This window comes from Desulfobacter sp. UBA2225, assembly GCF_002348205.1.
GTDB classification, from domain to species: domain Bacteria; phylum Desulfobacterota; class Desulfobacteria; order Desulfobacterales; family Desulfobacteraceae; genus Desulfobacter; species Desulfobacter postgatei.
Map to the genome: position 1 here is coordinate 4,061 of NZ_DDYV01000315.1, position 8,690 is coordinate 12,750.

The 8,690-nt window shown below is 46.9% G+C and carries 11 protein-coding genes; 7 read left to right on the forward strand and 4 right to left on the reverse strand.

The annotated features are described in order from the left end of the window. The 5 genes from hisG to B3D59_RS16415 form a co-directional block, all read left to right on the forward strand. Nucleotides 1-856: ATP phosphoribosyltransferase (gene hisG, locus B3D59_RS16395; protein ID WP_286822191.1), on the forward strand; the 856-nt coding region annotated here is incomplete at its 5' end. Beyond that, nucleotides 832-2,016 (forward strand): pyridoxal phosphate-dependent aminotransferase, encoded by a 1,185-nt coding sequence (locus B3D59_RS16400; protein WP_286822193.1) that lies wholly within the window; start codon nt 832-834, stop codon nt 2,014-2,016. The genes hisG and B3D59_RS16400, both read left to right, overlap by 25 nt. Beyond that, nucleotides 2,013-2,612, forward strand: coding sequence for a ribosome biogenesis GTP-binding protein YihA/YsxC (gene yihA, locus B3D59_RS16405; protein ID WP_286822205.1), 600 nt, complete (start codon nt 2,013-2,015; stop codon nt 2,610-2,612). Before B3D59_RS16400 ends, yihA begins: the two co-directional genes overlap by 4 nt. Then, a complete protein-coding gene (era, locus tag B3D59_RS16410) occupies nt 2,613-3,497 on the forward strand; it encodes a GTPase Era (RefSeq protein WP_286822206.1) in 885 nt (294 codons plus the stop codon). It abuts the gene before it with no gap. Between the two features lie 11 nt (nt 3,498-3,508). Then, a complete protein-coding gene (locus B3D59_RS16415) occupies nt 3,509-3,817 on the forward strand; it encodes an HNH endonuclease (protein WP_277004324.1) in 309 nt (102 codons plus the stop codon). Nucleotides 3,818-3,857: 40 nt separating this feature from the next. Here B3D59_RS16415 and B3D59_RS16420 read toward each other — a convergent pair whose 3' ends face one another. After that, nucleotides 3,858-4,475 (reverse strand): hypothetical protein, encoded by a 618-nt coding sequence (locus B3D59_RS16420; RefSeq protein WP_286822207.1) that lies wholly within the window; start codon nt 4,473-4,475, stop codon nt 3,858-3,860. Nucleotides 4,476-5,030: 555 nt separating this feature from the next. On the opposite strand from B3D59_RS16420, the gene queF reads away from it, so the two are divergent. Next, a complete protein-coding gene (gene queF / locus B3D59_RS16425) occupies nt 5,031-5,432 on the forward strand; it encodes a preQ(1) synthase (protein ID WP_286822208.1) in 402 nt (133 codons plus the stop codon). On the opposite strand, the gene dusB is transcribed toward queF, so the two are convergent. Genes dusB through B3D59_RS16440 form a run of 3 tightly spaced genes read right to left on the reverse strand, consistent with a single transcriptional unit; the run spans nt 5,422 to nt 7,726 of the window. Beyond that, nucleotides 5,422-6,390, reverse strand: a complete 969-nt coding sequence (gene dusB / locus B3D59_RS16430) for a tRNA dihydrouridine synthase DusB (protein ID WP_286822209.1) — start codon at nt 6,388-6,390, stop codon at nt 5,422-5,424. The genes queF and dusB overlap by 11 nt on opposite strands. A gap of 42 nt (nt 6,391-6,432) precedes the next feature. Continuing rightward, complete coding sequence (locus B3D59_RS16435) at nt 6,433-7,338, reverse strand: DUF1848 domain-containing protein (protein ID WP_286822210.1); 906 nt, start codon at nt 7,336-7,338, stop codon at nt 6,433-6,435. Nucleotide 7,339: 1 nt separating this feature from the next. Beyond that, nucleotides 7,340-7,726, reverse strand: a complete 387-nt coding sequence (locus B3D59_RS16440) for a hypothetical protein (RefSeq protein WP_286822211.1) — start codon at nt 7,724-7,726, stop codon at nt 7,340-7,342. 624 nt (nt 7,727-8,350) lie between these two features. Between B3D59_RS16440 and B3D59_RS16445 the strand changes: the two genes are divergently transcribed. Beyond that, nucleotides 8,351-8,671, forward strand: coding sequence for a PAS domain S-box protein (locus B3D59_RS16445; protein WP_286822212.1), 321 nt, complete (start codon nt 8,351-8,353; stop codon nt 8,669-8,671). The last annotated feature ends 19 nt before the right edge of the window (nt 8,672-8,690 follow it).

The window sequence follows — 8,690 nt, forward strand, 5'->3', positions numbered from 1 at the left end:
GGGCATTCCCAAAGGAAGCCTGCAGAATGCGACTGTCAGCCTGTTCAGACGTTCGGGATGGAAAATAAATGTGGAAGGCAGAAGCTATTTCCCGGACATTGATGACGACACCATTGAATGCGCCCTGTGCCGGGCCCAGGAAATGTCGATCAATGTGGAATCCGGGGTTATTGATGCCGGCCTGACCGGTCTTGACTGGGTGGCGGAACATGAGTCTGATGTCCATGTGGTGGCAGACCTCATTTATTCAAAGGTTTCATCCCGTCCGGCCCGCTGGGTGGTCGCCGTGGCCGGAGATTCCGACATCAACAATCTTGAAGACCTGGAAGGCAAAACCATTTCCACCGAACTTGTGAAATTTACACAACGCTATTTCCAGTCCCGTAACATCAATGTGAATGTGAAATTTTCCTGGGGGGCCACCGAAGCCAAAATCGTGTCCGGCCTGGCTGATGCCATCGTGGAGATTACAGAGACAGAAAGCACGATCCGGGCACACAATCTAAAGGTCATCCACGAGATGATGAAAACCAATACCCAGCTCATTGCCAATAAAACCGCCTGGAAGGATCCGGTAAAGCGGGAAAAGATTGAGCAGATTGCCATGTTGCTCCAGGCTGCCCTTGTGGCGGAAAAGCTTGTGATGCTTAAAATGAATGTGCCGGAATCCAAGTTACCTGCTGTGGTTGAGCTTCTGCCAAGCCTGAACGCCCCCACCGTGGCCTCCCTCTATCAATCCGACTGGTTTTCCGTGGAAACCGTGGTTGAAATCAGTGTGGTCCGGGATCTGGTGCCCCAATTATTGAAAGCAGGGGCCGAAGGTATAATTGAATGCTCATTGAACAAGGTGATCTAAAAATGACTGTGGCCAAAAGATGTGAACAGATAAAACCGTTCATTGTCATGGACGTGATGGAGAAAATCCATGAAATGGAAGCCCGGGGCATTGACGTGATTCACATGGAGATCGGTGAACCGGACTTTAATGTGCCTGAATGCGTCAACCGGCTCTGTATTGAAGCCCTGAAGCAAAACGAAACCTGTTATACCAACAGCTTAGGAGACCTTCGTCTGCGTCGGGCCATCAGTGATTATCACAAACGCATCTACGGCACGACTGTGGAACCCGGTCAAATCCTTGTAACCAACGGAACATCGCCGGCCATGCTTCTGCTGTTCAGCGCACTGCTGGACCCCGGTGACGAGGTCATCGTTTCAGATCCCCACTATGCCTGCTATGCCAATTTCATCCGGTATGTCCAGGGGGAACCTGTTTTTGTCAAGGTGCATGAGCAGGACGGCTTTGTCTATAAGCCCGAAGCCATCAGGGAAAAAATCACACCTAAAACCAAGGCTATTTTCATTAATTCCCCGTCCAATCCCACCGGAACCGTCATCCCCGAGACCCGGATGAAGGAAATTGTTGAGGTGGCCAAAGAACATGGACTGTATATTGTTTCCGATGAAATTTACCACGGCCTGACATATGAAGGAAAAGACCACTCCATTTTGGAATTTACCGACCAGGCCTTTGTCCTGAACGGTTTTTCAAAACTGTTTTCCATGACAGGGCTTCGCCTGGGCTACCTGATCGCACCCCCCAAATTTATCCGGGCCCTTCAGGTACTGCAGCAAAACTTCTTTATCTGTGCCAATTCCATTATTCAGTTAGCCGGCGCTGCGGCATTGACCGATGCGGATAGGGAAATCCAAACCATGCGCGATACGTATAATGAGCGCAGGGAATTTATGATCAGGCGATTAAAAGAGATGGGGCTTTCAATGATGGTGGAGCCCACCGGTGCGTTTTATGTTTTTGTGAATTTCAAACATATTTCCACCGATTCCTATACCCTGGCATTTGATATCCTGGAAAAGGCACACATCGGGGTTACGCCGGGCATTGATTTTGGCGCAAACGGGGAAGGGTATCTGCGGTTCTCCTATGCCAATTCCCTGGACAATCTTAAAATCGGGATGAACCGCCTGGAAAAATATTTGAAAAGGTATGCATGAAAATTCGTGCTGTTGAATTTATAAAAAGTGCGGTAAAGCCCGCCCAGTATCCGGAATACGATTTCCCGGAAATCGCGTTTGCGGGCCGATCCAATGTGGGAAAATCCTCTTTGATCAACACCTTGATCAACCGGAAGGATATGGTCAAAACAAGCTCCCGGCCCGGATGCACCCAGCTGATTAACTTCTTTCTGGTTAACGATGGTTTATCCCTGGTGGATCTTCCAGGATATGGATATGCCAAGGTATCAAAAAAAATTAGAGCACAATGGCAGCCTATGGTGGAAACCTATATGGGAACGCGAAAAACCCTGCTGGGGCTGATTCTGCTCATTGATATCCGCAGGGATCCGGGCAAAGAGGAACTTGAGATGGTCCGATGGCTTGAAACAAAACAGATACCCTGTCTTCTGGTGTTGACCAAAGCGGACAAATTGTCTAAAACCAAACAGCTAAAGCAGTTTGATGCAGCCTGTACAGCATTTAACCGGGACCGGAACGGGATCGTTCTTTTTTCGGCTAAAAACCGCCAGGGTCGCCAAACCATATGGGATGAAATCCACAACCTCATTGACTGGTATCAGGAGGAGGAATAGATGTCTAAGATCTCCCGTTCGGGGTTTGTGGGTATTATCGGCGCGCCCAACGCCGGTAAATCCACATTGCTCAATCAGGTTCTGGGTCAAAAAATTTCAATTACATCCAAAAAACCCCAGACCACGCGGGACCGGATCCTTGGTGTTGTGAATCGTCCCCATTCCCAGATCGTGTTCCTGGATACGCCGGGAATTCACAAAAGTACAACCCTGCTTAATCAAAGAATCGTTGCCCAGGCCATCCAGGCCATGGACGATGTGGATTTGATTCTTTTTATGGTGGATGCGGCATCCCGGAACTATGCGTCGGAAAAAATGATCGTAAAGCAGTTTGAAACCGTTCGTAAACCTGTGATTCTGGCGCTGAACAAAATTGATCTGGCCAAAAAAGCGGCTGTGTATGAGCAGGTGGAGACGTTCAAGGATATGTACGCGTTTGAAACCATTGTACCTGTCTCTGCCAGGGAAAATATCCAGATGGATCTGCTTCTTGACGAATTGGAATCCCGACTGCCCCAGGGACCGCCTCTTTACCCCGAAGAGACTTTCACCGATGTTTCCGAAAAATACATGGTCAGCGAAATTATCCGGGAAAAGGTATTCAGACTCACCGGCATGGAAATTCCCTATTCATGCGCTGTAACTGTAGATTCCTTTGAAGTGGAAAAAAAACTGATCGTCATCCATGCGAGCATTCATCTGGTGCGTGATTCCCAAAAAGGTATCGTTATCGGGAAAAACGGAAGCATGCTCAAGCGTATCGGATCAATCGCCCGGAAAGATATTGAACAGATGCTGGGCAGCAAGGTGCTGCTCAAGCTGTTTGTCAAGGTAACCCCGGATTGGGTTTCAAATAAGCGCCACCTCAGTGAGTTTGGATATTAAAGGCTGACGATATGTTTTTTCCTTTTCCCGACGATGCTGCACTGAAAAAGGAACGGGTAAAGGCCAGGCAACTTCGGGCCAGCCAGTGGTGGAAGCGAAAACGATCGTCCGGGATATGTCACTATTGCGGAGAGAATTTCTCTCCCAAAGAGCTGACCATGGATCATGTGATTCCCATTTCCCGGGGAGGGCGCTCGGAGAAATTTAACCTGGTGCCATGCTGCAAGGCGTGCAACACTCAAAAACAACGCATGTTGCCGACGGAGTGGGATGACTACATGTTACGGATAGGGGCTGATAAAAAAAACCAACCGGAATAAATCCCGGTCGGTTTTTATATCTTTATTGTTTTAATAGTTGCTATTTGTTGCTGCACAGCCTGTGGATGGTCTGGGCATGCCATTCGCCACGACCGGAAAAGGTGGGCTGTCCAAGATCAATGAGATGCTTGGCAACCTGATCATAGGTCGCACCTTGTTCCCGCATGGTGTTGATGATATCCATAATGTCATCTCTGGGCATCAGTTCCACGGATTGCCCGGATGATGCGTCTGCCGGAGAAGGCGATGCAACAATCTTTCTGCGCCTTTTTAGAATATTGGAATCTTGATTGGCGTTATGGACTGAGGCTTTCCGGCGTTCTTCCTCAGCAATCTCCGCCTTGAGCAAAGCTTCCACTGTGCCGTCAACATCTTCTTCATCCGAGGCCTGGGACGATGTGTAATGATGCTCAAATGTCGGAGCAATATCCATCTCCTGGTCCGGGGAAAGATTCAGGCGATCCATGATGATCTCAATGGCATCAGCCTGGCGCTGGAGCAGGTCCGCAGTTCTTTCCTGAATCGTAATCATATATTCCTGATTTTTAATCAGAATATCAACCTGGGTGCCTATATTCTCCAAGATATCGGCTAAAAGAAGAGTATTGGGCTCTTCAGACATCTGGTTACCGGGAGTCTGGGGAAGTCCTGGAGGCATAGGGCGTTTCATTTGGGGGGGTCTATTATTACTGGGATAGCCGGATCCACCATATGAATTGAACCTGGATGTGTTTGAATAACACGAATTGTCAAAATTTTTTCTTGTTTTAGGTGTTCTCGGCTTTTCGGCCTGGCCGTTACGAAGGCTTTGTAAAAAATCGTTCATTATAATAACCTCATTCTCCTTGATTCTCCTTATGCCGCATGTATAAATTTTATCGGCTCTGGGGGATTTACCTTGGCCCTCCTTAATCAACTAATGCGTGCAATAATAAGGAGTTATTTATTAATTTTTCTTTGGACAGATCGCAGACGTCTTTATCTAATTTTTCAAGCCGCTTGTCAAGAGGATTTTAACAATTTCCTAATATTAAACAACCGGATATTGTTTATCAAATGTTTATCAAAGGGGGGAGCCGTGCCACCAGATGTCTGCTTCGAAGCATATTGAATACTTCAATAGTGTATGATAACATCATTTAAAAAAATGGCAACCCGTTAAGAAATTATTTTTCGGGCAAAAATTATAAAAAATCGTAAAGAAAGATTGTAGATGAAAAATAAGCACTATGAGCCCCCTTTTACAGTGGATACCCCTGATGTTATTACACCGGATCTGCTGGAACCCATTGAATACGCATATAAGTCCAAACGCAGCATTGATATTAAAATCACCCAGCCCGAATACACGTCGGTCTGCCCCATGACAGGTTTGCCCGATAACGGAACCATCATTATTGAGTATCGTCCGGATGCGCATCTGGTGGAGTTGAAATCGCTTAAATATTATCTGATGCAGTACAGGAACGTCGGGATGTTTTATGAGCATGTGGTCAATAAAATTCTGGACGATCTGGTCTTGGTGATAAAACCCCTTTACATGAAGGTCACAGGCGAATTCACCCCGCGCGGCGGGATTTCGTCCGTGGGATCTGCCGAATATATCAAGCCTTGAGGCCTGCCTCAAAATCCCGGATCATCTCAATGACATGAGCACTGCTTGCAAGGGTGGATAATTCTTTACGGAACGCAGCGGCACCGGGAAATCCCCGGATAAACCATGCAAGCCTTCCCCGAAGCATCCTGCATGCCGTGATTTCTCCGAAATAAGATACATACCCCTGGGTCAGCGATTCCATTTTTCTGAAGATGTCCCGAGGCTCAGGAAGATTGAAAGAGCCATGGACCACATACTGTTCGATCTGTGAAAGGATGAACGGATTGGCCATGGCTGCTCTTCCCACCATGACAGCGTCACAGCCGGTCCTGGAAAGCATGTCTCCTGCGTCCTGGGGCGTAATGATATCCCCGTTACCGATCACAGGAATACGAACCGCCTGTTTAAGTCGCGCAATCAGCTGCCAGTCGGCCTTTCCCCTGAATCCCTGCACAGCTGTCCTGGGGTGAAAGGCAATGGCATTGACGCCCTGGTCTTCGGCGATTTTTGCCAAAGTCACGGCCTGGTCCCCGGAAGGATCCCACCCGCTGCGTATTTTTATGGTAAAAGGAAGGGGGGTGGCATCCCTGACAGCCTTTAAAATTTTACGGGCAAGCGCCGGATTTTTCATTAACGCAACGCCGGCCCCCTGTTTGATCACTTTTCTAACACTGCACCCAAAATTGATATCAATGATATCCGCTGTGCCAAGATCGTTTATAAACGCTGCAGCCTCTCCCATGGCCATCGGATCTGAACCGAAAATCTGTACAGACAAGGGCCGCTCATCTTCCTGTGACTTAAGCAGGGTGATCGTTTTCTCTGCGTTGTAAAATATGCCCTTGGCACTGATCATCTCCGAGCATACCACGGCGCATCCGCAATCCTTTACCATTTGCCTGAATGGCAGATTGGTAATCCCGGCCAGTGGGGCCAGAAAGGTGACACCATTAATTTTTAAATCTTTTATTTTCATGTTCTGTTGTGGGTTTAGTTTTTTTTGGGGGGACAAGCCGGGTTAACCGGTAGCCGGCTCTGTGATATCAAGGCCTGTCCTGGCATAACAGAAAAGGCAATTGTGAAAACAAGGATGGTCTTCATAGGAGCCGATGTCAAAGGATTTTGTGCATTGACATCCCTTTTGGCGCCGCTGACCATAATCGCCGCGAGTTTCGGGATTTCCGCCAAACAAAGTTTTGTAAAGATGCCCATTAATGCAAGCGTTAGGGGATGCATATGCCTGTAATCCGGCCCTCTCCATAAGTTCTTTTTCACAACATAAAAAAAAGTCCATGCCAAGATGTTTAAGAGATTGCGCCATACTGCGGATAATTTTTGTTTTGCGATCCATGCCGGGATCTATGAATTTGAGCATGGGTCTGCCCGACTCACCCATACGCTTGATTCTTGCGGCCACCTTTTTATAAGGATCATAAAAACTGGTAATACATTGTTTAATACCCATCTGTGCCAATTGCCCTGCGATATCTTCAAAGGCGTCAAGGTTGTTAAACACCCGACCACCCTTCTCATAAAAACAGATGGGGTCGAAACGCCAGGCAACCTGTACGGGACTTAAATCCCGGGCAATGCGCCGGGCCTGGGTCAGACGCTCTGAAAGATCGGGCAGCCCGGGTTCAAGATCTTTTAAAGGTGTATTAATGGTAAAATTAAAAAACAGGTGAAATCCTTTTTGGGCTAAAATTTTGTGGGCGCTTAAGTCCAGGAACGGGCCATAGTTTTTGGACCAGAAAACAATGGTATGGATCTCTTTGGGTGTTGCATCAACCCTGCGGGACTGTCTGTTAAACGGATTGGTTACAAAAAAACACCCCTTCTCAATCTGGTCCAGAAACCAGGGCGTATACCATCCTGGTATATCTGTACGTCTGGAGGCGGACAAGATACCGGCAGGAACGGCCAAGCTATGGCTCCTGCCCGTTTTTATGGGCTTTGCGTTTGGAAAAGGAGATAATTTTGCCCTTATTTTTTTCGGGAGGATTATCGGTTTCAGGGGATTCAATATCTTTGCCGTTTCCAGGAGATGTTTCCGACAAGTTGTCGTGTTCAAAGGGCCCGACCGGGGCCGCCACCTTTTCCAGCCGCATACTTTTGCCGTTCATGGAAAAGGTCTCTCCATTGATGTAGTCTGCTTTTAAAATCCAGGTAACAACCTGCAACGGCACCTGCAGCATCAGTAACCTGATCTGGAACCAGTCTTTTTTATGGTCCGGCACAATATCTTCAATTCTGGCGAAACTGACGGGATCGTCTTCTAGGTAAATCAGTACAATATCCTTTATTTCTGCCACACAGCCTCCATCATCAGGCGTTATGTATTAATATTTTTATCTTCGGTCAGACACTCAATACTCAATAGCGTCCGACCCGTAGCATATACCACAGACGTAAAATTATCAAAAGTTCTGATTTGGCATGACTGAAACGTTTCGGATCGTATCGCATTGTGAAGTGTTTCACCGAATGCCATCTGTACAGGCCGTTCTGCATTTTTTATAGTGATCCGGATAAATAATGTTTTGAAAACGTGTAACTATTTTGGCATATTGCTTGCTGTCTTTACTATTGAGATTATTTTTTTATAAAATGACAACGGACCTGCTTAATTCTTATTTTAAAGGAAATGGCGAATGGAATTTTTGTTTGTGGTCGGTTTTGTTGCAGTTTATCTACTGCTTCAAATCTATATTCTTCCTAAAATGGGTGTATCCACCTGAATGCGTGATGCCTGTCAGGTGACAGACAAAAAGAAAAAAAAGAACCCGTTTGAAGATAACGATTGATTGCTATGTAACGCTACCTTATTGTTACCAGGTGTCTGGTAACGTTCTGCGCAACATTGCATAGATGAGACTTTTTCTGCAACGCGGCAGACGTTTGAGTTTGCGTTCAAACACTAAATATACGGGAGAAGTGTGAATAACCAGGGGATCAGGAATCTTAATTTCTTAAACCACATTTTAGATGCCATGGCTGAAGGGTTGTTTACTTTGGACCAGGACGGTAAAATTACAGCCTGGAACCAGGCGATGGAAAATATCAGCGGCTACACCGCCCAAGAGGCGGTGGGACAGCGGTGCTGCCTGATAAAATGCAGCCGGTGTTATGATCAGGTGAATCCGTCGGATATATCCCAATGCGGGGTGCTGGCCCATGGCAAAACAGAAGCCAAGGAGTGCTTTATTCGGCACAAGGACGGTTATGATGTGCCGGTAATTAAAAATGCCAGACTATAGTTCTGGTCATATGACTTGA